24 protein-coding genes are annotated in these 24,274 nt (G+C 69.0%); 15 read left to right on the top strand and 9 right to left on the bottom strand.

Going from position 1 to position 24,274, the window contains the following annotated elements:
• The first annotated feature begins 26 nt into the window (after positions 1–26).
• The 7 genes from hmpA (at position 27) to AC1RAD_RS03145 (ending at position 6,782) form a co-directional block, all read left to right on the top strand.
• On the top strand, positions 27–1,211 hold the full coding sequence (gene hmpA, locus AC1RAD_RS03175) for an NO-inducible flavohemoprotein (protein ID WP_492733852.1): 1,185 nt from the start codon (positions 27–29) through the stop codon (positions 1,209–1,211).
• Positions 1,212–1,326: 115 nt separating this feature from the next.
• Positions 1,327–2,247 (top strand): cysteine synthase A, encoded by a 921-nt coding sequence (cysK, locus tag AC1RAD_RS03170; RefSeq protein WP_062478599.1) that lies wholly within the window; start codon positions 1,327–1,329, stop codon positions 2,245–2,247.
• Between the two features lie 73 nt (positions 2,248–2,320).
• The gene (locus tag AC1RAD_RS03165; protein ID WP_492733850.1) at positions 2,321–3,946 is read left to right on the top strand and encodes an NAD(P)/FAD-dependent oxidoreductase; all 1,626 of its coding nucleotides are present in this window, start codon (positions 2,321–2,323) and stop codon (positions 3,944–3,946) included.
• A 2-nt stretch (positions 3,947–3,948) separates the two neighbouring features.
• Entirely contained in the window at positions 3,949–4,506 is a 558-nt protein-coding gene (locus tag AC1RAD_RS03160) for a VUT family protein (RefSeq protein WP_492698119.1), read from the top strand.
• Between the two features lie 110 nt (positions 4,507–4,616).
• Complete coding sequence (locus AC1RAD_RS03155; RefSeq protein WP_492733848.1) at positions 4,617–5,651, top strand: ProQ/FinO family protein; 1,035 nt, start codon at positions 4,617–4,619, stop codon at positions 5,649–5,651.
• Between the two features lie 145 nt (positions 5,652–5,796).
• Positions 5,797–6,240 carry a hypothetical protein gene (locus AC1RAD_RS03150; RefSeq protein ID WP_070060167.1) on the top strand — a complete coding sequence of 148 codons (444 nt, stop codon included), beginning with the start codon at positions 5,797–5,799 and terminating at the stop codon, positions 6,238–6,240.
• Positions 6,237–6,782 carry a hypothetical protein gene (locus AC1RAD_RS03145; protein ID WP_070060168.1) on the top strand — a complete coding sequence of 182 codons (546 nt, stop codon included), beginning with the start codon at positions 6,237–6,239 and terminating at the stop codon, positions 6,780–6,782. The genes AC1RAD_RS03150 and AC1RAD_RS03145 overlap by 4 nt, the downstream gene beginning before the upstream one ends.
• A gap of 91 nt (positions 6,783–6,873) precedes the next feature.
• Here AC1RAD_RS03145 and htpX read toward each other — a convergent pair whose 3' ends face one another.
• The 8 genes from htpX to AC1RAD_RS03105 form a co-directional block, all read right to left on the bottom strand.
• The gene (htpX, locus tag AC1RAD_RS03140) at positions 6,874–7,746 is read right to left on the bottom strand and encodes a protease HtpX (RefSeq protein WP_056575841.1); all 873 of its coding nucleotides are present in this window, start codon (positions 7,744–7,746) and stop codon (positions 6,874–6,876) included.
• Between the two features lie 159 nt (positions 7,747–7,905).
• Complete coding sequence (locus AC1RAD_RS03135; RefSeq protein ID WP_492733846.1) at positions 7,906–10,161, bottom strand: IgaA/UmoB family intracellular growth attenuator; 2,256 nt, start codon at positions 10,159–10,161, stop codon at positions 7,906–7,908.
• 104 nt (positions 10,162–10,265) lie between these two features.
• Positions 10,266–11,030 (bottom strand): DUF3025 domain-containing protein, encoded by a 765-nt coding sequence (locus AC1RAD_RS03130; RefSeq protein WP_492733844.1) that lies wholly within the window; start codon positions 11,028–11,030, stop codon positions 10,266–10,268.
• On the bottom strand, positions 11,027–11,857 hold the full coding sequence (locus AC1RAD_RS03125; protein WP_492733842.1) for an NYN domain-containing protein: 831 nt from the start codon (positions 11,855–11,857) through the stop codon (positions 11,027–11,029). Before AC1RAD_RS03125 ends, AC1RAD_RS03130 begins: the two co-directional genes overlap by 4 nt.
• A complete protein-coding gene (gene pyrC, locus AC1RAD_RS03120; RefSeq protein WP_062478580.1) occupies positions 11,842–12,873 on the bottom strand; it encodes a dihydroorotase in 1,032 nt (343 codons plus the stop codon). Before pyrC ends, AC1RAD_RS03125 begins: the two co-directional genes overlap by 16 nt.
• A gap of 45 nt (positions 12,874–12,918) precedes the next feature.
• Positions 12,919–13,440 carry an RNA polymerase sigma factor gene (locus tag AC1RAD_RS03115; RefSeq protein ID WP_062478577.1) on the bottom strand — a complete coding sequence of 174 codons (522 nt, stop codon included), beginning with the start codon at positions 13,438–13,440 and terminating at the stop codon, positions 12,919–12,921.
• Between the two features lie 3 nt (positions 13,441–13,443).
• A complete protein-coding gene (locus tag AC1RAD_RS03110) occupies positions 13,444–13,653 on the bottom strand; it encodes a YgaP family membrane protein (protein WP_492733840.1) in 210 nt (69 codons plus the stop codon).
• A gap of 148 nt (positions 13,654–13,801) precedes the next feature.
• Positions 13,802–14,545: a peptidoglycan-binding protein gene (locus AC1RAD_RS03105; protein WP_492733838.1), complete on the bottom strand. Its 744-nt coding sequence runs from the start codon at positions 14,543–14,545 to the stop codon at positions 13,802–13,804.
• 176 nt (positions 14,546–14,721) lie between these two features.
• Between AC1RAD_RS03105 and AC1RAD_RS03100 the strand changes: the two genes are divergently transcribed.
• Together AC1RAD_RS03100 and AC1RAD_RS03095 are read left to right on the top strand one after the other, a co-directional pair.
• A complete protein-coding gene (locus AC1RAD_RS03100) occupies positions 14,722–15,060 on the top strand; it encodes a Rieske (2Fe-2S) protein (RefSeq protein WP_062478568.1) in 339 nt (112 codons plus the stop codon).
• 47 nt (positions 15,061–15,107) lie between these two features.
• Positions 15,108–15,350 (top strand): hypothetical protein, encoded by a 243-nt coding sequence (locus AC1RAD_RS03095; protein WP_492733836.1) that lies wholly within the window; start codon positions 15,108–15,110, stop codon positions 15,348–15,350.
• On the opposite strand, the gene AC1RAD_RS03090 is transcribed toward AC1RAD_RS03095, so the two are convergent.
• Positions 15,335–16,252 (bottom strand): LysR family transcriptional regulator, encoded by a 918-nt coding sequence (locus AC1RAD_RS03090; RefSeq protein WP_492733834.1) that lies wholly within the window; start codon positions 16,250–16,252, stop codon positions 15,335–15,337. The two genes, AC1RAD_RS03095 and AC1RAD_RS03090, sit on opposite strands and share 16 nt — an antisense overlap.
• A 157-nt stretch (positions 16,253–16,409) precedes the next feature.
• Here AC1RAD_RS03090 and AC1RAD_RS03085 point away from each other — a divergent pair, with 157 nt between their 5' ends.
• From AC1RAD_RS03085 to AC1RAD_RS03060, 6 genes are all read left to right on the top strand, one after another.
• Entirely contained in the window at positions 16,410–18,545 is a 2,136-nt protein-coding gene (locus tag AC1RAD_RS03085) for a 3-hydroxyacyl-CoA dehydrogenase NAD-binding domain-containing protein (RefSeq protein ID WP_492733832.1), read from the top strand.
• Positions 18,546–18,577: 32 nt separating this feature from the next.
• Positions 18,578–19,768, top strand: a complete 1,191-nt coding sequence (locus AC1RAD_RS03080) for an acetyl-CoA C-acyltransferase (protein ID WP_492733830.1) — start codon at positions 18,578–18,580, stop codon at positions 19,766–19,768.
• A gap of 18 nt (positions 19,769–19,786) precedes the next feature.
• Positions 19,787–20,995: an acyl-CoA dehydrogenase family protein gene (locus AC1RAD_RS03075; protein ID WP_492733828.1), complete on the top strand. Its 1,209-nt coding sequence runs from the start codon at positions 19,787–19,789 to the stop codon at positions 20,993–20,995.
• A gap of 11 nt (positions 20,996–21,006) precedes the next feature.
• Positions 21,007–22,149 (top strand): acyl-CoA dehydrogenase family protein, encoded by a 1,143-nt coding sequence (locus AC1RAD_RS03070; RefSeq protein ID WP_354345829.1) that lies wholly within the window; start codon positions 21,007–21,009, stop codon positions 22,147–22,149.
• Positions 22,146–22,961: an oxepin-CoA hydrolase, alternative type gene (locus AC1RAD_RS03065; protein WP_492733825.1), complete on the top strand. Its 816-nt coding sequence runs from the start codon at positions 22,146–22,148 to the stop codon at positions 22,959–22,961. The genes AC1RAD_RS03070 and AC1RAD_RS03065 overlap by 4 nt, the downstream gene beginning before the upstream one ends.
• A gap of 73 nt (positions 22,962–23,034) precedes the next feature.
• Positions 23,035–24,243 (top strand): CaiB/BaiF CoA transferase family protein, encoded by a 1,209-nt coding sequence (locus tag AC1RAD_RS03060; protein ID WP_139701433.1) that lies wholly within the window; start codon positions 23,035–23,037, stop codon positions 24,241–24,243.
• The last annotated feature ends 31 nt before the right edge of the window (positions 24,244–24,274 follow it).

Genomic DNA, 24,274 nt, shown 5'->3' with positions numbered 1-24,274 from the left:
CATCTCAACAGAGGAAGCGCCAGACCATGAATCCGCAAACCATCGCCATCGTCAAGTCCACCGTGCCCGCGCTCCAGGCCCACGGCGAGGCCATCACCAGCCACTTCTACAAGATCATGTTTGAAGGCCATCCGCAAGTGAAGGCCTTCTTCAACGAGGCGCACCAGGCCGCCGGCACGCAGGCGCGCGCGCTGGCGGGCGCGGTCATCGCGTACGGCGCGCACATCGACCGGCTCGAAGCGATCGCCGGCGCCCTGCCCCGCATCATCCAGAAGCACGCCGCGCTGGGCGTGCTGCCCGAGCACTACCCGATCGTCGGCCACTACCTGCTGCGCGCCGTGAAGGAGGTGCTCGGCGATGCCGCGACCGACGAGGTGATCGCCGCCTGGGGCGAGGCCTACGAATCGCTGGCGGGCCTGCTCATCGCCGCGGAAGAAGCCGTCTACAGCGCCAACGCGGCGCAACCCGGCGGATGGCGCGGCACGCGCGAGTTCCGCGTGGCCCGGCGCGAGGACGAGAGCGAGGTCATCACCTCGTTCTACCTGGAGCCCGTGGACGGCGGCGCGCTGCTGGCGTTCTCGCCGGGACAGTACCTCACGCTGGTGCTGGAGATCGACGGCCAGCCGGTGCGGCGCAACTACTCGCTGTCCGACGCGCCGGGCAAGCCGTGGTACCGCATCAGCGTGAAGAAGGAAGAAGGCGGCCGCGCCTCGAACTGGCTCCACGCGGCCGCCGCGGTCGGCACGCGGCTGCAGGTGCAGGCGCCGTGCGGCGACTTCGTGCTGCAGCCCGCGGGCGAGCAGGCGCGTCCCCTCGTGCTGGTGACGGGTGGCGTGGGCATCACGCCCGCCATGAGCATGCTCGAATCGGTGGCGCACACGGGCCGGCCGGTGCACTTCGTCCATGCGGCGCGGCACGGCGGCGCGCACGCCTTCCGCGCCCGCGTCGACGCACTCGCGCAGCGGCATGCGAACGTGAAGCCGCTGTATATCTACGACGCGCCGCGCGACACCGACACGCCGCACGCGACCGGCTTCGTCACCCGCGAGCTGCTGGCCGGGCTGTTGCCCGCCGACCGCGACGTCGACCTGTACTTTCTCGGGCCGAAGCCCTTCATGCAGGCGGTGTATGCGAACGGGCTGGCGCTCGGCGTGCCCAAGCAGCAGCTTCGCTACGAGTTCTTCGGGCCGCTGGAAGCCCTGGAGGCCTGAACCGCAACGGCCTGCCATCCCCCCGTGCTGAAACGGTCGCGGGCCGGGTGCAACCCGGCCCAGGGGGCGCCACAATGCGCGCTGACCATCCGACCCTCGCACCCAAGGAGATTCCATGAAGGCCCAGAACATCCTCCAGACCATCGGCAACACGCCGCACATCCGCATCAACCGCCTGTTCGGCCATGCGAAGCAGCAGGTCTGGATCAAGTCGGAGCGCGCCAACCCCGGCGGCTCGATCAAGGACCGCATCGCGCTGTCGATGGTGGAAGACGCCGAGAAGAGCGGCGCGCTGAAACCCGGCGGCACCATCGTCGAGCCCACCTCGGGCAACACCGGCATCGGCCTGGCGATGGTCGCGGCCGTCAAGGGCTACAAGCTGATCCTGGTGATGCCCGACAGCATGTCGGTGGAGCGCCGCCGCCTCATGCTGGCCTACGGCGCCACCTTCGACCTCACGCCGCGCGCCAACGGCATGAAGGGCTCCATCGCCCGCGCCGAGGAAATCGTGGCCGGCACGCCGGGCGCGTGGATGCCGCAGCAGTTCAACAACCCCGCGAACGTCGACGTGCACGTGCGCACCACGGCCGAAGAGATCGCGGCCGACTTTCCCGAGGGCATCGACGTGCTCATCACCGGCGTGGGCACGGGCGGCCACATCACCGGCGTGGCGAAGGTGCTCAAGAAGAAGTGGCCCAAGCTGCAGGTGTTCGCAGTGGAGCCCGTGGCTTCGCCCGTGATCTCGGGCGGCGCGCCGGCGCCCCACCCCATCCAGGGCATCGGCGCAGGATTCATTCCGAAGAACCTGGACACCTCGCTGCTCGACGGCGTGCTGCAGGTCGACGCCGAGCCGGCGCGCGAAATGGCGCGCCGCTGCGCGGTCGAGGAAGGCATCCTGGTCGGCATCTCGTCGGGCGCGACGCTCGCGGCCATTGCGCAGAAGCTGCCCTCGCTAGCGCCCGATGCGGTGGTGCTGGGCTTCAACTACGACACGGGCGAGCGCTACCTGTCGGTCGAAGGCTTCCTGCCCGCCTGATCCAGCTACAAGTTTCATAGCGCCTCGGGCGCTTAAAATCGTCGGTCTGCTTGATAACCACAAGCCCCACGACATGCTGCGAATCTCCGAACTCAAACTCCCGCTCGACCACGCGCCTGACGCGCTGGCCACCCTGATCGCCCGAACGCTCGACGTTCCACCTGAAGCGATCGCCTCCCACACCGTCTACAAGCGCAGCTTCGACGCCCGCAAGGTCGACCTGCTCACGGTCTACATCTGCGACGTGCAGCTGGCCGACGCCGCGCTCGAAGCCGCGCTGCTGGCCAAGCACGCCAGCCACCCGCACATCCAGCCCGCGCCCGACATGCGCTACACGCCGCCGGGCCAGGCGCCCGCGGACGCCACGCGCCCCGTGGTGATCGGCTTCGGCCCCTGCGGCATCTTCGCGGCGCTGATGCTCGCGAAGATGGGCTTCAAGCCCATCGTGCTCGAACGCGGCAAGACCGTGCGCCAGCGCACCCGCGACACCTGGGGCCTGTGGCGCAAGAGCGTGCTCAACCCCGAGTCGAACGTGCAGTTCGGCGAAGGCGGCGCCGGCACTTTTTCAGACGGCAAGCTCTACAGCCAGATCAAGGACCCGCGCTTCCTCGGCCGCAAGGTGATGGAAGAGTTCGTGAAGGCCGGCGCGCCGCCCGAAATCCTGTACGTCGCGCACCCGCACATCGGCACCTTCAAGCTGGTGAAGGTGGTGGAGAACATCCGCGAGCAGATCGTGGCGCTGGGCGGCGAGATCCGCTTCGAGCAGCGCGTGACCGACGTGCACATCGAAAACGGTCATCTGCGCGGCCTCACCGTGCTCGACCAGACGACGGGCCAGAGCAGCGAACTGCGCGCCGACCACGTCGTGATGGCGCTGGGCCACAGCTCGCGCGACACCTTCGAGATGCTGCATGCGCGCGGCGTGCACATCGAGGCCAAGCCCTTCTCCATCGGCTTTCGCGTCGAGCACCCGCAGGGCCTGATCGACCGCGCCCGCTGGGGCCGCCACGCGGGCCACCCGCTGCTGGGCGCGGCCGACTACAAGCTGGTGCACCACGCCAGCAACGGCCGCTCGGTCTACAGCTTCTGCATGTGCCCCGGCGGCACCGTGGTCGCGGCCACCAGCGAGCCGGGCCGCGTGGTCACCAACGGCATGAGCCAGTACTCGCGCAACGAACGCAACGCCAACGCGGGCATCGTGGTGGGCATCGACCCGAAGGACTTCCCGGGCGACGCACTGGCAGGCATCGCGCTTCAGCGCCAGCTCGAAAGCAACGCCTACGTGCTCGGCGGCAGCAACTACCACGCGCCCGGCCAACTGGTGGGCGACTTCATCGCTGGCAAGCCATCGACCGCACTCGGCAGCATCATCCCGTCGTACAAGCCCGGCGTGACGCCGACCGACCTGCACCAGGCCCTGCCCGCCTACGCCATCGAGGCGATGCGCGAAGCCTTCCCCGCCTTCGGCCGCAAGATCAAGGGCTTCGACACGCACGACGCCGTGCTCACCGGCGTGGAAACGCGCACCTCGTCGCCGATCAAGATCACGCGCGGCGACGACTTCCAGAGCCTCAACGTGCGCGGCCTCTACCCGGCCGGCGAAGGCGCGAGCTACGCGGGCGGCATCCTGTCGGCCGGCGTGGACGGCATCAAGGTGGCCGAGGCCGTGGCGCGCAGCGTGCTCGGCAGCGCCGTTTGACGATGCACTTCCACCGTCCCACCACCGGCCAGCTGGCCGTCGCCACGCTGGCGATGGCCGCCGTGGTGCTCGCGTCCAACATCCTCGTGCAGTTCGCGATCAACGACTGGCTCACCTGGGGCGCCTTCACCTACCCGGTGGCCTACCTCGTGAGCGACCTCGTCAACCGGCGCTTCGGCCCCGGCATGGCGCGGCGCGTGGCGTGGGTCGGCTTCGCGGTGGCCGTGGCGGTGTCGCTGCTGCTCGCGCCGGCGCGCATTGCTGCCGCCTCGGGCCTGGCCTTCATCGCCTCGCAGCTGCTGGATATCCGCGTGTTCGACCGCCTGCGCCGGGGCCTGTGGTGGCGCGCGCCGCTGGTGGCCACGGTGATCGCGGCCGTGCTCGACAGCATCGTCTTCTGGGGCATCGCCTTCGCAGGCACCGACGGCCCCTGGCTCACCTGGGCGCTCGGCGACCTGGGCGTGAAGCTCGGTGTCGGCGTGCTGATGCTGCTGCCGTTCCGGCTGCTGATCGGGCGGCAGGTCCCCGACCGAGGTGACCGAGGCGCTGCACGCGCATGACGATCCGCCCTGACAATACCCGCAGGATGTTCCGGCCGCGCTGACCGCGCGGGACCGGTTGTTCTTTTTCTTCCCTTTCCATCCCTCGCGCCCATCGCCGAGCCTTCCGTATGACCGACGCATCCACCGCCGCCCCGAACACGAACTCGCGCAACGCACGGCGCCAGCGCCCGGACATGGCCGAGCAGCTGCAGCAGCTGAAGTCCGGCGCGGGCAGCACCGACGCAGGCGCTGACGCGTCGGCAACGCAGCCCGCTCCCGCGCAGCAGCAGCAACAACAACGCCCGCCGCGGGCGAAGCAGCAGCGCCCGCACGGGCAGCAACAGCCGCAGCAGGGGCGCAAGCCACGCGGCCCGCAGCAACAACAACAGCAACCCGAAGCCCAACGCGCACCGCGCAAGGTCAACCCGGTGCTGGAACGCCTGTTCGCGCTCTACCCGCAGCTCTTCGGCGCGCGCTTCGTGCCGCTGAAGCTCGGCGTGTACGAAGAGCTGATCGCGCGCCATCCCGAAGACTTCAAGGCCGAAGACCTGAAGATCGCGATGGGCCAGCATGCGCGCTCCACGCGCTACCTCGAGAGCGTGGCCGCCGGCCATGCGCGCCACGACCTGGACGGCAACGCGCTCGACCCGGTCGCGCCCGAGCACGTGCACCACGCCATCCTCGAGCTGCACCGCCGCCGCTCGCACCGCAACCCCGGCGAAGACCTGCGTCCGCAGCTGGTGACGCGCATCGCCAAGGCCATCGAAGCCTCGGGCCTCGACCACGAAGCCTATGCCGTGCTGGTGCGCTCGCGCGATGCCAACAACAACGCCGTCGTCGACGAAGCCCTGGCCGAACTCGCCCAGCAGGCCGCCAAGCGCGAAGCCCTGCTGCGCGCCTTCGAAGCCAGCGGCCGCAGCGAACAGGAGTTCGCCGACATGTACGGCATGAAGCCGGGCGACGTGACGCGCACGCTGCAGCGGGTGCGGGACGACAAGAAGCGGGCCGAGGCTGCGGCAGAGGCCGCCGCCGCTGCGGCGGCAGAGGCCGCCGCCGCTGCGGCCGCAGCGGCACCGGAAGCAGCACCAGAAGCTGCGCCGCAAGCCGCCGAATCCGCACCGGACACGCCCGCGTCCGACGAGCCTGCCGCCACCGGCAATTGAACGGCCTGAAGCGCCCAGAAGGCTGCAACTGTGCAGTCTGACTGCGGCGCGGCGAATTTTTCGCCAGGGATCGGCGCTCAGGAAACGTTTTTACACATTTCCAGCTACATTCCTTCGGCCCATTCCGGGCGGAGGAGAAGTTCATTTGAAAAGAGTCATCAGGCTGCTTCTCGCGGCCGTGGCTGTTTCCGTGTTCGCGAGCGGCTGCGCGGTCAACCGCGCAACAGCGACCGTCGATCCCTCGGCAAATCTCGACAAGCTGCGCGTGGTGCAGGTCAGGAAGCTCGAGGGTGAAGACGGCACGCTCCAGAAGCTGATTGCCGGCAATCTGCGCAAACGCGGTTTCGAGGTCACGGAAGAAGCCAAGCCCCCCGAGCCAGTCGACGCTGTCGTCACCTACGTCGACAAGTGGATGTGGGACATCACCATGTACCTCGTCGAGCTCACCGTCACGATCCGCGAACCGAAGTCCGACTACCCGTTGGCCACCGGCAATTCGCTCCACACCTCCCTCACACGCCTCTCGCCGCCCGAAATGGTCGACGAAGTGGTCGGCAACATCTTCAAAGAATCGGACAAAACCAAATGATCAACACCACCACCCTTCGCCGCGCAGGCGCCCTGGCCGTTCTCTCCGTCGTCGTCGTGCTCGCGGGCTGCGCCTCGTCGGCCAACCGCGAGGCCATGACGCCCACCAGCATCGCTTCGAGCAAGAAGCTGCCCTACTCGGTGTCGGTGAAGACCGGCGGCGGCAATGAAACGAACCCGCTGTGGAGCTCGGACATCACCAACGAAGACCTGGGTGCCGCCATCGAGAAGTCGGTCACGCAATCGGCCCTGTTCAAGGAAGTCGTCAAAGGCAAGAGCGGCGACTACGAGTTGTCGGTCTCGATCGTCAAGCTGACCAAGCCCACGTTCGGCGCCGCGTTCACGGTCGACATGGAAGCGGGCTGGTCGCTCATCAAGACCTCCGACAAGTCGGTGGCGATGCGCCAGGTCATCAAGTCGACCTACACGGGCGGCGCGTTCGACTCGCTCGTCGGCACGACCCGCCTGCGCATGTCGGTGGAAGGTGCCGCGCGCAACAACATCAAGCAGGGCCTGGAAGCCGTCTCGGCGCTCAACCTCTGAGCGAACGACACACCGTTCTTCGGTGAATGAAAAAGGGGCTGGTGAATCACCAGCCCCTTTTTCTTTGTGCCGCTGCGCGGCCTGTCTGTGCTCAGCGCGCGTTCTGCAGCGCCGCGATGCGCTCTTCGATCGGCGGGTGCGTGGCAAACAGCTTGCCCATTGCGCCCGTGATGCCCATGGCTTCCACGGCCTTGGGCAGTTCGCCGGCCGGCAGGCCGCCCAGGCGGGCGAGTGCGTTCATCATCGGCTGGCGGTTGCCCATGAGTGCGGCGGCGCCGGCGTCGGCGCGGAACTCGCGCTGGCGCGAGAACCAGGCCACCACGATCGCGGCGGCGAAGCCGAGCACGATGTCCAGCACGATGGTGCTCACGTAGTAGCCGATGCCGGGGCCCGACGAGCGGTCGTCGCCGCGGCGCAGGAAGCTGTCGACCGCGTAGCCGATCACGCGCGAGAGGAACACGACGAAGGTGTTCATCACGCCCTGGATCAGCGTCATCGTGACCATGTCGCCGTTGGCGATGTGCGCGACTTCGTGGCCGATGACGGCCTCGACCTCTTCACGCGTCATGCCCTGCAGCAGGCCGGTGGACACGGCCACGAGCGACGAGTTCTTGAACGCGCCGGTGGCGAAGGCATTGGGTTCGCCTTCGAAGATGCCGACCTCGGGCATGCCGATGCCGGCCTTGTCGGCGAACTTGCGCACGGTGCCGACGATCCAGGCCTCGTCGGGCGACTGGGGGTTGTCGATCATGCGCAGGCCGGCCGTCCACTTGGCCATGGGCTTGCTGATGAGCAGCGAGATGATCGCGCCGCCGAAACCCATGACCAGCGCAAAGCCGAGCAGCGCCGTCAAGTTGAGCCCGTTGGCCGTGAGAAAGCGGTTGACGCCGAGCAGGCTGGCGACCACGCCGAGCACCGCGACGACCATCACGTTGGTCAGGACGAACAGAAGGATACGTTTCAAGTTGAATTCTCCGTGGGGAAATCTGCCCCCTTAGATAAGGGCCCCGGGGCCCTCTTCAAGCCGCGCGCGACGGGGAGGCCCTCGGTGTTGCTTCCGGTGGAGCCATGATAGGAGCAAAAGTTCTGGCGCCCCGATATTCCCCGCAGGAGTCAAGGCCTGTCAGAAAAGGCCGCCGGTGCCCGGCGCGGGGCGGGTGGCGATGTCAGCCTCGAGGCGGTCGCGACGGCGGCTGTCCTGCGTCCAGCGCAGCCCGAACAGCACGCCGTTGACCAGCACCAGCCCCGCGGCGAACAGCCACCACAGCACGTGCGCGCCCGCTGCGGTCATGCGCGAGGCATCGAGGCTCGGGTCGACGCGCACCCACGGGGTGCCGGTGGTGTCCTTGCCGCTGGCGGTCACAAGGCCTTCGAGGGTGAAGGGTTTCAGGCTGTCTGGTGTGGCGTTGAGCTGCAGGCGGGTCCAGCGGGCGAGCGGGGTGCTCTCGCCATCTTCGACCTTGCCGGGCTGCGCCGGCGTGTCCACGATGCGCGTGGCAGACGCCAGCAGCACGCCGCCCTTGGCGGGCACGATGGCGGCGCGCGCCGTCTCGATCTTCGCAGCCACCGCACTGTCGACGGCTTGTTGCAACGCACGCCGGACAGACGCCAGCTGTTGTTGCGACAGCCTCAGGAATGCGTTCTCCTGGCCCGTCGCCACGCTCGCGGCCAACGCCTGCCAGGTGATCACGGGCATGTCGACGCCGTCCTTGTCGACGGTGGCGTCGATGGTGCGCACGAGGTCGCGCTGCAGGCTCTCGCAGGCGGAGGGCGACAGGCCATCGGCGTCCTTGCAGGCGGCCTCGATTGCCGCCACCGACTGGTCGAAACCCCGCGCGATCCACAGCGTGCGCTCGCGCGCGCTGTAGGCCGCGAGCCTGTCGTCCACCCGTCCGCCCTGCAGAAGCCGCTGCACCTCGATCAGGCTGGACATCGTGTAGTCCTCGGACACACGAATGAAGTGGGGGCTGGCGAGCTCCAGCACGGTCTGCGGAATGTCCAGTGAAGGAATGACGGGCGCGGTGCCGTTCCAGCGCACCAGGGTGCAATCGGTGGCGGGCACGCCGGCACGGCCGCTCAGGTCGATCTCGCACCGGCCTTCGCCTGCCATGCGCGCGCGGCTGCCCCAAGGCGGCGGATTGTCGGCCAGTTGCCCGACGTCGGCATAGGCGGTGGTGCCGCTGCCATTCATGACCCACTGCGCGGCCAACGCGGCCTCGCTGCGCAGGTTCGGCACCGACAGCGCGACCGCACCCGCGGCGAGCAGGCCGATGATCAGATGCAGCAGGTGCCGTCCCCAGTACACCGGCTGGAAACGCCGCCACTCGTCGCTCACCGACCACTTGGGGCCGAAGCCCACTGCGCTGTAGTCGCTGGTGCGCAGCTCGGCTTCGATCACCTCACCGTGCGCCACCGTTGCCGCGTTGCGCCAGTGCGAGGGCAACACGAGGCTCAACTTGTCGCCGATGAACAGGCCCACGCTCTGGACCGATGTGTTGCCGGCGTTGGTCACCGAAATCTGGTTGAGCATGCCGCGCACGCGGTTCACGGGCTGCGGCTCCCGCTCCGGCGCCGTGGCCGGCGGCTTGCGCACGAACAGCCACACGGCCCACAAGCCTGCGAGCAGGCCTGCGCCCAGCAGGTAGATGCGCGTCGCGCGCGTGGCGTCCCAGGTGGCGACCCACAACAGCACGAACGCCAGAAGCCACGCGAAGGCCGAGGCCCAGCCGCCGCGCCCGATGCGGCTCTCGACCTCCTCGGGCGTTTCGGTGCGCTGGCTCAGGATGTCGACCTCGCCGCGCTGGTAGCGCACGTTCGGGTCGGTCGCGATCGATGCCACCGCGGCTTCCGGCACCACCACGCCAGTCGCCACTTCGGCCGCCACGGTCTCATCGAGCGACGGCAGCGCGCCGCGCTCGCCGCGCTGCCATTGTTGGTCTTGGGCCTGCTGGCGCTGCGCGCGCGCCCGGCCTTCGAGCAGTTCGAAGCCGTTCAGGCGGATCACCACCGCGCACTTGCCGGACAACACCACCTGCGCCTCGTTGTACGCCTCGACGTAATGGATGGCGTCGTAGGGCAGCAGCACGTCGACATCGCCGAGGGTGTCGTGCAGCGTGGTCGCGCCTTGCGTTTGGAGGCCGTGGCGCACGAACGCGCCGTCGAGCTCGTGCACGTTGTCGCCGATCACGAGGCCCTGCCCCATGAGAAAGGGTTGCAGCGCCGATTTTTCTTCGTCGGTGATGCTGCGCAACACCGGCGAGCTGCTGCGAAAGTCTTTCAGGGCATTCCGGTTCTCGGAGCGCCGTGACATGTAGGTGATGAAGCTGTAGATCCCGTAGAGAACCAACCCGAGCTTGAGAACGATGAGGACGGTGTCCATCTTTTTTTGACCTCCCTGATTTTTTTGACGTACGTCGCGCGCACTTGCGCGCGATGCGACCGCCAGCCGAGGGCCCTCCCGAACCCGTGCGTGCTGGCGTGGCTTCAGTCTGCCGACGAGCCCGGCAATGGTCGAAAGACCTGCGGGTCGGCGTAGAACGAAGCCGCGTCATTCTCGATGCACCAACCGGGCACGCCGAGCACCGGCAGGGGAACGAAAGGCTTGGCTTCGAGCCTTTTCGCACCGATGCTTCGGGCGATTGCCGCATCGTTGAGAGCGGCGGCGCAGGTCGCACGGTGCGCCAGCAACACATGCGCGGTGATCGGCTTGCGCGGCGTCACCAGTTTTTCGAGCAGCGCATGGCCGAAGAGCAGCAGGCGCGCCTCATGCCACAGGCTGCGCCGCGTGACGAACAACGCCTGCCAGTCGCGCGCCACCAGCGCCTCCCACAGCGCAGGCGGCGCATCGAGCACCGCACCGTTCTCGTCGAAGAGCGTGAGCGCATCGCGCAGCGGCCCGCGCGTGGCGCCGACGCCGGCGCGTGCGATCTCGGCGGCCTGCAGTTCGTTGAGCCGGCGCTTGGTTTCGGGAAAGGCCAGCCAGACCAGGCCGTTGAAGAAGTCGTGCAGGTTGTCGCGCGTGGGCACGGTGCGCGTGCGGAAGATGTGGGCCTCGTAGGCCTGGCCCTCGGGCAGTGCGTCCTGCGTGACGAAGTCGGGCACGGCGGGTGGCTTGGCGCTTTGCAGCGCGGCGGCGACGGTGCCGGTCTGTGCAACGGCCCGCGCCACGGCTTCGCCGGGATCACGGTAAGGGGCCAGCCAGGGTGCGGCCCAATCGATGGCCGCGACCGCCGGCAGGCCCGGGGTCAAGGCGCGGACGCCCCCGTCCATCGGATGCGGTCGGGATGCTGCATCACCGCGAACTCGCCCGTGAGCTTGTCGAAGAGCTTGAGCGAGCTGCCGCTCTTGCTGAGCAGGCCGGCGGTGCGCAGGGCCTTGGCCACGTCGTTCAGCGGCACGTCGGTGCCGCGGCGCAGCGCGGGCACGGCCTGCAGGATGAACTCGGCGGCTTCGGAGATTTCAGGCTGCTGCGGCGGTGGCGGTGCCACCGGCTTGGCCGTCTTCGCCGCCGTCTTGCGCGCGGTCTTGGCCGCAGCCTTCTTCGCGGGGGCGGTCTTCGCGGCCGGCGTCTTCTTCGCAGCCGCCACCTTCTTGGCCGGTGCGGTGCGCACGGCCGGCTTGATGCCGTGGTGCGCGAGGTCGATGAAGCTGTCGTAGACGCCGACGGTCTCTTCGCCGGTCTTGCCCTGCTGGCCGATGCCGCAGACGCGGCAGCCCTTTTCGCGCAGGCGAATGACGAGCGGCGCGAAGTCGGAGTCGGACGACACCAGCACCACCACGTCGGGCCGCTCGGCGATCACGAGGTCGATGGCGTCGACGGCCAGCGCGATGTCGGTGCTGTTCTTGCCCGCCGACAGGTTCACCATGGGCCGCACCGACAGCCGCTTGAACAGCGCCTGGCGGTTCACGGCCATCTCGGCGTTGCAGTAGGCACGGCGCACATGGATGGCGCCGTAGTCCTCCATCGTGCGCTGCACGGCCTGCTCGATCACGTCGGCCGAGACGTTGTCGGCGTCGATCAGCAGCATCACGCGCAGCGACGACAGGGGCACCGGCGCCGTCATGCGAGCTTCCATTGCACGGTTTCGCCGCCGCGCAGCGGCTTGAGCGTGGCTTCGCCGTAGGGCACGGTCTCGGGCAGGGTCCAGGTTTCGCGCTTCAGCGTGATGGTGTCGGTGTGGCGCGGCAGGTCGTAGAAGTCGGGGCCGTGGAAGCTGGCGAAACCTTCGAGCTTGTCGAGCGCGTTCACGCTGTCGAAGGCCTCGGCGTACAGCTCGATGGCGGTGAGCGCGGTGTAGCAGCCGGCGCAGCCCAGTGCATGTTCCTTCAGGTGCGCGGGGTGCGGCGCGCTGTCGGTGCCCAGGAAGAAGCGGTCGCTGCCGCTGGTGGCCGCCTCGACGAGCGCGACGCGGTGCGTCTCGCGCTTGAGCACGGGCAGGCAGTAGTAGTGCGGGCGGATGCCGCCGGTGAAGATGGCGTTGCGGTTGTACAGCAGGTGGTGCGCCGTGATGGTGGCGGCCGTGAAGCGGTCGGCGTCGCGCACGTAGTGGGCGCCTTCCTTGGTGGTGAGGTGCTCGAACACCACCTTGAGCTCGGGGAAGTCGCGGCGCAGCGGAATCATCACGCGGTCGACGAACACGGCTTCGCGGTCGAACAGGTCGATGGCCGGGTCGGTCACTTCGCCGTGCACCAGCAGCAGCAGGCCGTGCTTCTGCATGGCCTCGAGCGTCTTGTAGGTCTTGCGGATGTCGGTCACGCCGGCATCGCTGTTGGTGGTGGCGCCGGCCGGGTAGAGCTTGAGCGCGCGCACGCCGGCTTCGGCGGCCAGCGCGATTTCTTCGGGCGGCAGCTTGTCGGTCAGGTAGAGCGACATCACGGGCTCGAAGGACGTGCCCGCGGGCACGGCGGCGCGGATGCGGTCGCGGTAAGCCACGGCCTGTGCGGCGGTGGTCACGGGCGGACGCAGGTTCGGCATGATCAGCGCGCGGCCGAACTGGCGGGCGCTGTGGGGCACGACGGCTTCGAGGGCGGCGCCATCGCGCACGTGCAGGTGCCAGTCGTCTGGGCGGGTGATCGTGAGGGTGTCTGTCATTGCGGCGAGATTGTCGCATCGCCCCTCGACCGGAGCACCCCCGGGCTACCCCAGCAGGTACTCGCGCACCAGCAGGCGCGCCCGGTGCAGCCGGCTCTTCACGGCGCCCGGCGGCTCACCCAGGCGCTCGGCGATCTCGGCGATGGTGAGTTCCTCGAAGTCGCGCAGCAGCACGACCTCGCGGTAGTGCGCCGGCAGCGATTCGAGCGCATGGGCCAGGTCGATGCGCAGCGCGTGGTCGCTGCGGGCCGCGAGCTGGCGCTCGACGGTGTCTTCGTCGAGCGGGTCGTGGCGGAACATCGCGCGCTGCAGGCGCAGGCATTCGCGCCGGATGACGGTGAACAGCCACGACGAGAACGCCGCGGCCGCCTGCAGCCCGCGCACGCGGCGCGCGACCACGAGCAGCGATTCCTGCACGGCGTCGTCCACGTCGCTGGCCTGGCAGTGCCGGCGGGCGTAGCGGCGCGCATCGGTCTGACAGGCGGCGAGCAGGCCCTCGAGGGCGACGGGGTCGCCGGTCTGCGCGGCCAGGATCAGGCAGGTGCGGTCGATCGCTGCGGTGGCCATGGGTCAGCGGCCCTTGCCGAGGGTGCGCCCGACCATCGCGCACATCGGGCAGAAGCCGACCAGCCCGGTGAGGGCCAGCATCGCGCCCATGAGGCCGACCGCGACGGCCATGGCATCCGCCGGCCAGTTCATGGCGGCGAAGGCGAGGCCGGCGAGGCCCAGGGCGATGCGCAGGGCGCGTTCCCAGCCGGGAACATTCTTGACGTAGAGCATGGTGGTTTCCTTCGATCCGTGACGTGTGAATGCGGGGGAACAGAACGCCCCTCCCGCATGGAAAGAGGCGGCCACCCGCCGAAACGGTTCGCGGAAAGTCAGGATTTTTTCATGCACCGGTGCCAACGGCCACCGCAGCCAGGCGCCACTACCGCTGGAACACCCCGCAGATGCGATCGGCCACGGTCTGCATCCAGCGCACATGGCTGGTCGAACTGCGCGCGCCCCGGCCCGGCGGCCAGGGGTCGAACAGGCGCAGCGTGGTGCCGCCCCCGCCGGGGTCGTTGTCGCCGCGGATGCCCGCGAGCACGACCATGTGGCCCGGCTGGCCGGCGGGCGCGCCGCCCTTGGCGCCCCAGCGCAGGTCGAACATCAGCGGGCCGGCGTGCAGCGCGGTGCGCAGCGCGGCAACGGTCCACGGGCCGTGGGTCCGCAGCGTGAGGCCGTGCGCAGCGGCGAAGCGGCGGTTGTCGTCGTCATCGGGGTCGCTGCCCTGCGCATGGCGGTCGCTGTCCACGCGGCGGCGCAAGGCGCCGTCGGCGCCCATCAGCTCCGAGGGCGTGCGCGCGACCACGGTCTGCACGGTGGCGCGCGTGAGCATCGCGGTGGCGGCCGCCCAGCACAGCGCGGGCGCCGGTTGCGGGATCAGCGCCACGGGGTGCAGCAGCGGCGCGTGGGTTTCGTTGTCGAAGGCCACGTTGCGGGTGCAGGGGCCGGCCTCGCCGTCTTCGCACAGCCAGTGCGCGGCCTGCAAGCGCAGCACGGCCGCCCGGGTGACGGGGCCGTAGTCGCCGTCGGGTACGAGGGCGGGGCTGGGTTGCAGCTTGCGGTTCAGGGCCTCCTGCAGGCGACGGACATCAGCCCCGCGCCAGCCCTGTTTCAGCGTGCTCATCGGTGGGAATCCCCCTTGAGACAAGGATGCACGGACGAATGAAAGCGAGCGGATGCATTGTGAAAACGGCACGCCCCTGCGTCTATTGGTCGGATGACATAGCCGAAACATGTGATGCCACGGAGGTTTCCCCCGGGCGGCAGCCCCCGCGGCGGACCTTGGTAGGCTCGCTCCCCATGACCGCGCCCGCCCCGACCGCCCACCCCATCGCCACCGAACTCGCCGACGGCGGCCTCGCGGCCCTGTTCACCGCGCCCGGCGGCGCGCCGGCCTTCGCGGTGCGCTGGCAGGGCGCCGTGCACGGCTACCTGAACCAGTGCCCGCACGCCGGCGGCCCGCTCGATTTCGAAGGGCAGATCCTCGAAAGCTCCGGGCGCTACCTGATGTGCGCGCGGCACGGCGCGATCTTCGAGCCCGACACCGGGCGCTGCGTGGGCGGCCCCTGCCGCGGGGCGCGCCTCACGCCGCTGGCGCTGCGCGAGGCGGCGGACGGCAGCGTGTGGCTGGCCGACTGAGGCCGCCGAGCGGCTACAGTCGCGGCCTCTTCTCTCCGCCCTGCCCCATGCGCCGATTCGCTGCTCTCTCCGTCCTCGTTCCGGCCCTGCTCATCGGCGCGGGCTGCGTCTCGCGGCCCGCGCCGCGCGTCACCTTCCTGGCCGACGGCGTGTTCAAGTCGCCCACCGCGCAGGACGCCGAGAACTACTGCCGCAATTTCGGCGCGCCGATGCGTTTCCTGAGCAGCACGCAGTCGGAGGTACCGGCCGAAGGCGTGCCGGCAGGCGAAGTCGTCTACCGCTGCGACTGAGCTTCTTCGGCTTCTTCCGGTCGCACCCGCGCCAGGATGAAATCGATGAACGTCCGGATCGCCCGCGTGTGCTGGCGGTTCGGCATGTAGAGCATGAACATCTGGGTGCCGAAGATCGACAGGCGCCAGTCGTCCAGCGTGGTCACCACGTCGCCGCGGCGCACGTCTTCCTGCACCACGTAGTCGGGCACGAGGCCCACGCCCAGGCCCGCGAGGATGGCCTGGCGCAGGAACAGAAAGTTCTCCGAGATCAGCGTCGGCTCCAGGATCACCTCGCGCCGCGTCTCGCCCTGGTAGGCCGAGATGCGCAGCTGCCGACCGATGACGGCGGCCGTGACCACCGGCGTGGCGCGCAGCGCGTCCAGCTGCACGGGCAGCGGGTGGCGCTCGGCGTACACGCGCGTGGCGCAAGCCACGTAGCGCACCGGGCCCATCTCGCGCGCCACGAGGTTCTGCGGCGGCTCGGGGATCACGCGGATGGCGATGTCGACCTCGTCGCGCAGCAAATCCTCGATGCGGTTCTCGAACACCACGTCGAGCACGATGCCGGGGTACTGGCGCTTGAAGTCGATGAGCCAGTCGGCCATCACGAGCTGGCCGTAGCCGCTGGGCACGCTCAGGCGCACGCGGCCCTGCAGGCCCTCGCCCAGCGCGGTGACCGACTCGCGCGCCGCCAGCAGCTCGCCCTGGATGGCCACGCCATGCTGGTACAGCCGCAGGCCGATCTCGGTGGGCTCGGCGCGGCGGGTGGTGCGCCGGATCAGCTGCGCGCCCACCGAGCGCTCCAGCTGGTTCAGGTGGTAGCTGACGTTGGCGCGGGTCATCTTGAGCCGGCGCGCCGCCGCGCTCAGGTTGCCCGCGTCAAGGATTTCTACCAGCAGGGTGAGCGATTGCAGGTCCATGGGCGGATTGTGTCAAAAATTCTTTGACAGTCTGTCAACCACCTATGCAATTGTCAAAGCAGCGATGCCGGCCAAGAATGCAGGGCTCCCCAGAGCCCCGGACCCCTCGAGACTTCACGAGGGCCTGCCACGCAAGCAAGAGACAAGCGACACGCACATGGCCACCCCCACTCCCAGCCCTTCCACGTCCAACGGTCCCGTCACCTTCCAGCGTCAAGGCGACGTGTGCGTGGTGACCATCGACAACCCGCCCGTCAACGCCCTGGGCGTGGACGTGCGCCGCGGCCTGGCCGCCGCCATCGATGCGGCCGAGGCCGATAGCGGCGCCAAGGCGGTGCTGATCGTCGGCGCGGGCCGCAACTTCATCGCCGGCGCGGACATCCGCGAGTTCGGCCAGGCGCCGCAGCAGCCCTCGCTGCCCGAGGTCTGCCTGAAGATCGAGAACTGCACCAAGCCGGTGGTCGCCGCCATTCACGGCGCGGCGCTCGGCGGCGGGCTGGAGATTGCGCTGTCGGCGCACTACCGCCTCGCCGCGCCCACCGCCAAGCTGGGCCTGCCCGAAGTGGCGCTGGGCCTGCTGCCCGGCTCGGGCGGCACGCAACGCGCACCGCGCCTCATCGGCGTGAAGCCCGCGCTCGAACTGATGCTCAGCGGCCGCCATGCGGGCGCCAAGGAAGCACTGTCGCTCGGCCTCGTCGACCGCCTCGGCACTGAAGCCGACGCCCGCGCCGAAGGCCTCGCCTACGCGCAGGAACTGGTCGCCGCCAACGCCCCGGTGCGCCGCACGCGCGAAGCCGCCGGCCTGGCCGACAAGGAAGCCGCCCGTGCCGCCCTCGAGGCCGCGCGCGCCGACACCGCCAAGAAGAGCCGCGGCCTGTTCTCGCCGATGAAGATCGTCGAAGCGGTCGAAGGCGCGCTTACGCTGCCCTTCGACGAAGGCATGGCGCTGGAGCGCAAGCTGTTCCTGCAGTGCATCGACAGCCCGCAGCGCGCCGGCCTGATCCACGCCTTCTTCGCCGAGCGCGAAGTGCTGAAGGCGCCCGAGACCCGCTCGGCCAGCCCGCGCCCGCTCACCTCGGCCGGCATCGTGGGCGGCGGCACCATGGGTGCGGGCATCGCCGTGGCCATGCTCGACGCGGGCCTGCCCGTGACCATGGTCGAGCGCGACGAGCCCAGCCTGGCGCGCGGCCGTGCGCACGTCGAGAAGGTGTACGACGGCCTCATCGCCAAGGGCCGCATGACACAAGAGGCCAAGGCCGCCGTCATGGCGCGCTTCTCGGGCTCGACCAGCTACGACGCCTTCGCCAACGTCGACATCGTGGTCGAGGCCGTGTTCGAAGAGATGGGCGTCAAGAAGGCCGTGTTCGCCGAACTCGACCGCGTGTGCAAGAAGGGCGCCGTGCTCGCCACCAACACCTCGTACCTGGACATCGACGAGATCGCCGCCAGCATCTCGCGCCCGCAGGACGTGGTGGGCCTGCACTTCTTCTCGCCCGCCAACATCATGAAGCTGCTGGAGATCGTGGTGCCCGCCAAGGTGAGCGCCGACGTGGTCGCCACCGGCTTCGAGCTCGCCAAGAAGCTCAAGAAGGTGCCCGTGCGCGCCGGCGTGTGCGACGGCTTCATCGGCAACCGCATCCTGGCCGTGTACCGCCAGGCCGCCGACCACATGATGGAAGACGGCGCCTCGCCCTACGACATCGACGCGGCCGTGCGCAACTTCGGCTACCCGATGGGTCCGTTCCAGGTGTCCGACCTGGCCGGCGGCGACATCGGCTGGGCCACGCGCAAGCGCAAGGCCGCCACGCGCGACCCGCAGGCGCGCTACGTGCAGGTGGCCGACCGCATCTGCGAGCGCGGCTGGTTCGGCCAGAAGACGCAGCGCGGCTACTACCTGTACCCCGAAGGCGCGCGCACCGGCGTGCCCGACCCCGAGGTGCTGGCCATCATCGACGCCGAGCGCGTACGCGCCGGCATCACGCCGCGCACCTTCACCGAAGAAGAAATCATGCGCCGCTACATGGCCGCCATGGTCAACGAAGGCGCCAATGTCGTGCTGCAGCGCATCGCGCTGCGCCCGCTCGACGTGGACGTGACCTTCCTCTATGGCTACGGCTTCCCGCGCCACCGCGGCGGCCCCATGAAGTACGCCGACACCGTGGGCCTGCCCAAGGTGCTCGCCGACATCCGCGAGTTCGCCAAGGCCGACCCGATCTTCTGGAAGCCGTCGCCGCTGCTCGTGGAGCTGGTCGAACGCGGCGCCGATTTCGCAAGCCTGAATCAATCCGAGTAACCGTTAGAGCCCACCGTCCAGGAGACAACCCCATGCGTGAAGCCGTCATCGTTTCTACCGCCCGCACCCCGCTCACCAAGGCGCACCGCGGCGAATTCAACATCACCTCCGGCGCCACGCTGGCCTCGTTCGCGGTGAAGGCCGCGGTCGAGCGCTCGGGCCTGGACCCGGCGCGGATCGAGGACGCGATCCTCGGCTGCGGCTACCCCGAAGGCACCACCGGCCGCAACATCGCGCGCCAGTCGATCATCCGCTCGGGCCTGCCCATCAGCATCGCCGGCACCACCGTGAACCGTTTCTGCGCCTCGGGCCTGCAGGCCATCGCCATGGCCGCCGGCCGCATCGTCGTGGACGGCGCGCCGGCCATGATCGCGGGCGGCGTGGAAAGCATCTCGCAGATCCGCGGCCGCAGCCCCGGTGACGGTGGCGACCTCAGCCTGGACCCGTGGATCGTCGAGCACAAGCCCGAGCTGTACATGGCGATGATCGACACCGCCGACATCGTCGCCAAGCGCTACAACATCAGCCGCGAAGCGCAGGACCGCTTCTCGGCCGAGAGCCAGCGCAAGACCGAAGAAGCGCAACTGGCCGGCCGCTACAAGGACGAGATCGTGGCCTGCACCACCACGATGGCCGTGACCGACAAGGAGACCAAGGAAGTCACCCACCGCGAAGTCATCGCCACGGAAGACAACTGCAACCGCCGCGGCACCACCTACGAGGCACTGGCCAAGCTCAAGCCCGTGATGGGCGACGACAAGTTCATCACCGCCGGCAACGCCTCGCAGCTGTCCGACGGCGCTTCGGCCTGCGTGATGATGGAAGCCAAGGATGCCGAGCGCGCCAACCTGAAGCCGCTGGGCGCGTTCCGCGGCCTGGCTCTGGCCGGCTGCGAGCCCGACGAAATGGGCATCGGCCCGGTCTTCGCCGTGCCCAAGCTGCTCGCGCGCCACGGCCTGAAGGTGCAGGACATCGACCTGTGGGAACTCAACGAAGCCTTCGCCTCGCAGTCGATCTACTGCCAGGAGAAGCTGGGCATTCCGTCGGAACGCCTGAACGTCAACGGCGGCGCGATCTCCATCGGCCACCCCTTCGGCATGACCGGCGCGCGCCTCACGGGCCACGTGCTGCTCGAAGGCAAGCGCCGTGGCGCCAAGTACGCCGTGGTCACGATGTGCATCGCCGGCGGCATGGGCGCGGCGGGCCTGTTCGAAATTTACTGATTCATTGAGGAGTCCGCGATGGACCTGAACTTCACGACCGAAGAAGAAGCCTTCCGCAGCGAAGTGCGCACCTTCCTGGCGAACAAGCTGCCCGCGCGGCTGTCCGACAAGGTGCGCGGCGGCAAGATCCTGGAAAAGGCCGACATGCAGGAATGGCACGCCATCCTGAACGAGCGCGGCTGGCTCGCCAACCACTGGCCCGAGCAGTACGGCGGCCCCGGCTGGACCGCGGTCGAGAAGTTCATCTTCGAGAACGAATGCGCCCTGGCCTTCGCGCCGCGCATCGTGCCCTTCGGCGTCAACATGCTGGGCCCGGTGCTCATCAAGTACGGCAACGAAGCGCAAAAGAGCTACTGGCTGCCGCGCATCCTGAGCGGCGCCGACTGGTGGTGCCAGGGCTACTCGGAACCCGGCGCGGGCTCCGACCTGGCCGCGGTGAAGACCACGGCCGTGCGCGGCATCGACGCGCAGGGCGACCACTACATCGTGAACGGCCAGAAGACCTGGACCACGTTGGGCCAGCACGCCAACATGATCTTCTGCCTGGTGCGCACCAACCGCGAGGCGAAGAAGCAGGAAGGCATCAGCTTCCTGCTGGTCGACATGACCTCGCCCGGCGTGGAAGTGCGCCCGATCATCACGCTGGACGGCGAGCACGAAGTCAACGAGGTGTTCTTCTCCGACGTGCGCGTGCCCGCCGAGAACCTCGTGGGCGAAGAGAACAAGGGCTGGACCTGCGCCAAGTACCTGCTGACCTACGAGCGCACCAACATCGCGGGCGTGGGCTTCTCGGTGGCCGCGCTCGAACAGCTCAAGGGCATCGCCGCCTCGCAGACCAAGAACGGCAAGCCGCTCGCGGACGACCCGGCCTTTGCCGCACGCCTGGCGCGCGTCGAGATCGACCTGGAGAACATGAAGACCACCAACCTGCGCGTGATCGCAGCGGTGGCCGGCGGCGGCGTGCCCGGCGCGGAAAGCTCGATGCTGAAGATTCGCGGCACCGAGATCCGCCAGGAGATCTCGTCGCTCGCGCGCCGCGCCATGGGCGTGTACGGCCGCCCCTTCGTCGCCGAAGCGCTGCAGGACGGTTTCACCGGCGAGACCTTCGGCCCGGCCTATGCCAAGGCCGCCGCCTCGCGCTACTTCAACAACCGCAAGCTGTCGATCTTCGGCGGCTCGAACGAAATCCAGAAAAACATCATCAGCAAGATGATCCTGGGCCTGTAAGGAGAGATGCAATGAACTTCGAACACACCGAAGACCGGCGCATGCTCGCCGACAGCCTGAACCGCTTCATCGCCGAGCAGTACGCCTTCGATGCGCGCGACCGCATCGCGAAGTCGGCGCACGGTTTCAGCAAGGAGATCTTCCAGAACTTCGCCGAGCTCGGCGTGATCGGCGCGCTGTTCAGCGAAGCCGACGGCGGCTTCGGCGGCAGCGGCTTCGACATCGCCGTGGTCTTCGAAGCACTGGGCCGCGGCCTCGTGGTCGAGCCGCTGCTGGGCGCCGTGATGGTCGGCGAGGCGATCAGTGCCGCCGGCAGCGACGCGCAGAAAGAGAAGATCGGCGACATCGTCAACGGCGTGACCGTGGCGGCCTTTGCACACGACGAAGCCGACACGCACTACGAACGCACGCGCGTGGCCACGACCGCCGAACGCAGCGGCGACGGCTGGGTGCTCAAGGGTGCCAAGGCCGTGGTGCCGCAGGGCGAGCAGGCCGACCTGTTCCTCGTGTCGGCCCGCACCTCGGGCAACGTCGATGACGAAGCCGGTATCTCGCTCTTCCTCGTGCCCGCCAAGACCGCCGGCCTCACCGTGCGCGGCTGCCCCGCGATCGACGGGGGCCGCGTGGCCGAACTCACGCTCGACGGCGTGACGCTCGGCGCCGACGCGCTGCTGGGTGCCGAAGGCCAGGGCGCAGCGACGCTGGAACGCGCCATCGGCCGCGGCGTGCTCGCGCTGTGCGCCGAAGCCCTGGGCGCGATGGAAGCCGCCAAGACCGCCACGCTCGAGTACCTGCGCACGCGCAAGCAGTTCGGCATCCTCATCGGCAGCTTCCAGGCCCTGCAGCACCGCATGGCCGACCTGCTGCTGGAGATCGAACAGGCCCGCTCGGCCGTCATCAACGCCGCCGCCGCCATCGACGGCAGCGACCGCGTGGCGCGCGAGCGCGCGTTGTCGGCCGCCAAGTTCAGCATCGGCCGCATCGGCGCGCTGGTGGCCGAGGAAAGCATCCAGATGCACGGCGGCATCGGCATGACCTGGGAGCTGCCGCTGCCCCACTATGCCAAGCGCCTCGTGATGATCGACCACCAGCTCGGCGACGAAGACCATCACTTGCAACGCTACATCGCACTGGGCAAAGAGGTCGCGGCATGACGGACAAGACCGTCCTCATCTCGCAGGAAGGCGCCGTCCGCATCCTGACCAACAGCAACCCGGCCGCGCGCAACGCGATCACGCCGACGCTGTACGCCGAGCTCTCCGCCGCGCTCACCGACGCGCAGAACGACCCCGAGGTGGGCGCCATCGTCTTCACCGGCGCGGGCGACTTCTTCTGCTCGGGCGGCGACCTGAACCTGCTGGCCAAGCGCCGCGAACTGCCCGAGGCCGAACGCCGCGAGAAGCTCGAAGGCCTGCACGACCTGATCCGCGCGATCCGCGACTGCGGCAAGCCCGTGATCGCGGCCGTCGAAGGCGGCGCAGCCGGTGCCGGCCTGTCGATGGCGCTGGCCTGCGACATGCTGGTGTCGGCGCGCGATGCGTTCTACACGGTGGCCTACGTCAAGGTCGGCCTCACGCCCGATGGCGGCGCCACGGCCTTCCTCGCGGAGTTCGTCTCGCGCCAGCTGCTCACCGAGCTGTGCCTCACCGGCGACCGCCTCACGGCCGAGCGCCTGCACGCGATGGGCGCGGTGAACCGCCTGACCGACAAGGGCGGCGCGCTGGCCGAGGCCATCGCCCTCGCGGCCAAGGTGGCCAACGGCCCACAGCGCGCGAGCGCACGCATCAAGACGCTGTGCCGCCGGGCCCATCGTGCAACGCTCGAGGAACAACTCGAGGCCGAAGCGGTCTACATGGTGGCGTCGCAGGCCGATGCCGAGGCCGCCGAAGGCATCGGCGCCTTCCTCGGCAAGCGCAAGGCCGACTTCATCGCGTTGCGCCACGCACCCCAGCCCGACGCGTCCTGACGCGCTGAGCCCCTCCCCGCGTGTGCATGCCGATGCAGATGCGGGGGTCTTTCGTTTTCCTGGAGTTGTTCCCATGCCCTCGCTGAATTCCTCGCTGCCGCTCGCCGGCGTGCGCGTCCTCGATCTGTCCCGCATCCTTGCCGGCCCCTGGTGCGGCATGGTGCTGGCCGACATGGGCGCCGAGGTGATCAAGGTCGAACACCCGGGACGCGGCGACGACACGCGCGACTGGGGCCTGCGCGTGGGCAAGACCGAAACCGCCTACTTCAACAGCGTGAACCGCAACAAGCGCTCCGTCACGCTCGACCTGCAGACGCCCGAAGGCCAGCAGATCGCACGCGACCTCGCCAAGCAGTGCGACGTGGTGATCCAGAACTTCAAGTTCGGCGGCATCGACAAGCTGGGCCTGGGCTACGAACAGCTGCGCAAGGAGAACCCGGGCCTGATCTACTGCTCGATCTCGGGCTACGACCGCACCGGCCCCGAGGCCGCACGCCCCGGCTACGACCTCGTGGTGCAGGGCGAGGCCGGCCTGATGGCGCTCAACGGCGAAGCCAACCAGCCGCCGCTGAAGTTCGGCGTGGCCGCCGTCGACCTGTTCACCGGCATGTACTCGGCGCAGGCCGTGTTGGCCGCGCTCTACCAGCGCGAGAAGACCGGCACGGGTCGCCACATCGAGATGGCGCTGTTCGACTGCGGCCTGATGATCACCGCCTACTACGGCCTCGAAGCACTGCTGATGGGCGAAGACCCGCCGCGTTACGGCAACTCGCACCCGTCGATCGTGCCCTACGGCGTGTTCGACGCGGCCGACGGCCCGCTGGTGATCACCGTGGGCAACAACGCCCAGTTCATGCGCTTCTGCACCGAGGTGATCGAGCGCCCCGACCTCGCGGCCGACGAGCGCTTCAAGACCAACATCCTTCGCTCGGCCAACCGCGCGGCGCTGCTGCCCGAGCTGAACGCCGAACTCGCGAAGCGCCCGCGCGCCGCGCTGCTCGAAAAGCTCAACGCCTCGGGCATTCCCTGCGGCGAAGTGCTGGGCCTGCTGGAAGCATTGAACTCCCCGCGCGCCACCGACGCCGGCCTGGTGACCAAGCAGCCGCACCCGGTGGCCGGCGAGGTCAACGTGCTGGCGCCGCCCTACCGTTTCGATGGCGAGCGACTGCCCGTGCGCAGCGCGCCGCCCACTTTGGGCGAAGGCACGCACGACGTGCTGAAGTCCCTGCTCGGCCTGTCGGATGAAAAGCTGGCAGCGCTGAAAACGAATGGTGTTGTCTAAGTAGGCAGCGCCCGCATCCCTGAAGAGAAAT

It is taken from the genome of Variovorax sp. GW823-FHT04B03 (assembly GCF_058796495.1).
This window is presented reverse-complemented; position numbering and strand designations above follow the sequence as displayed.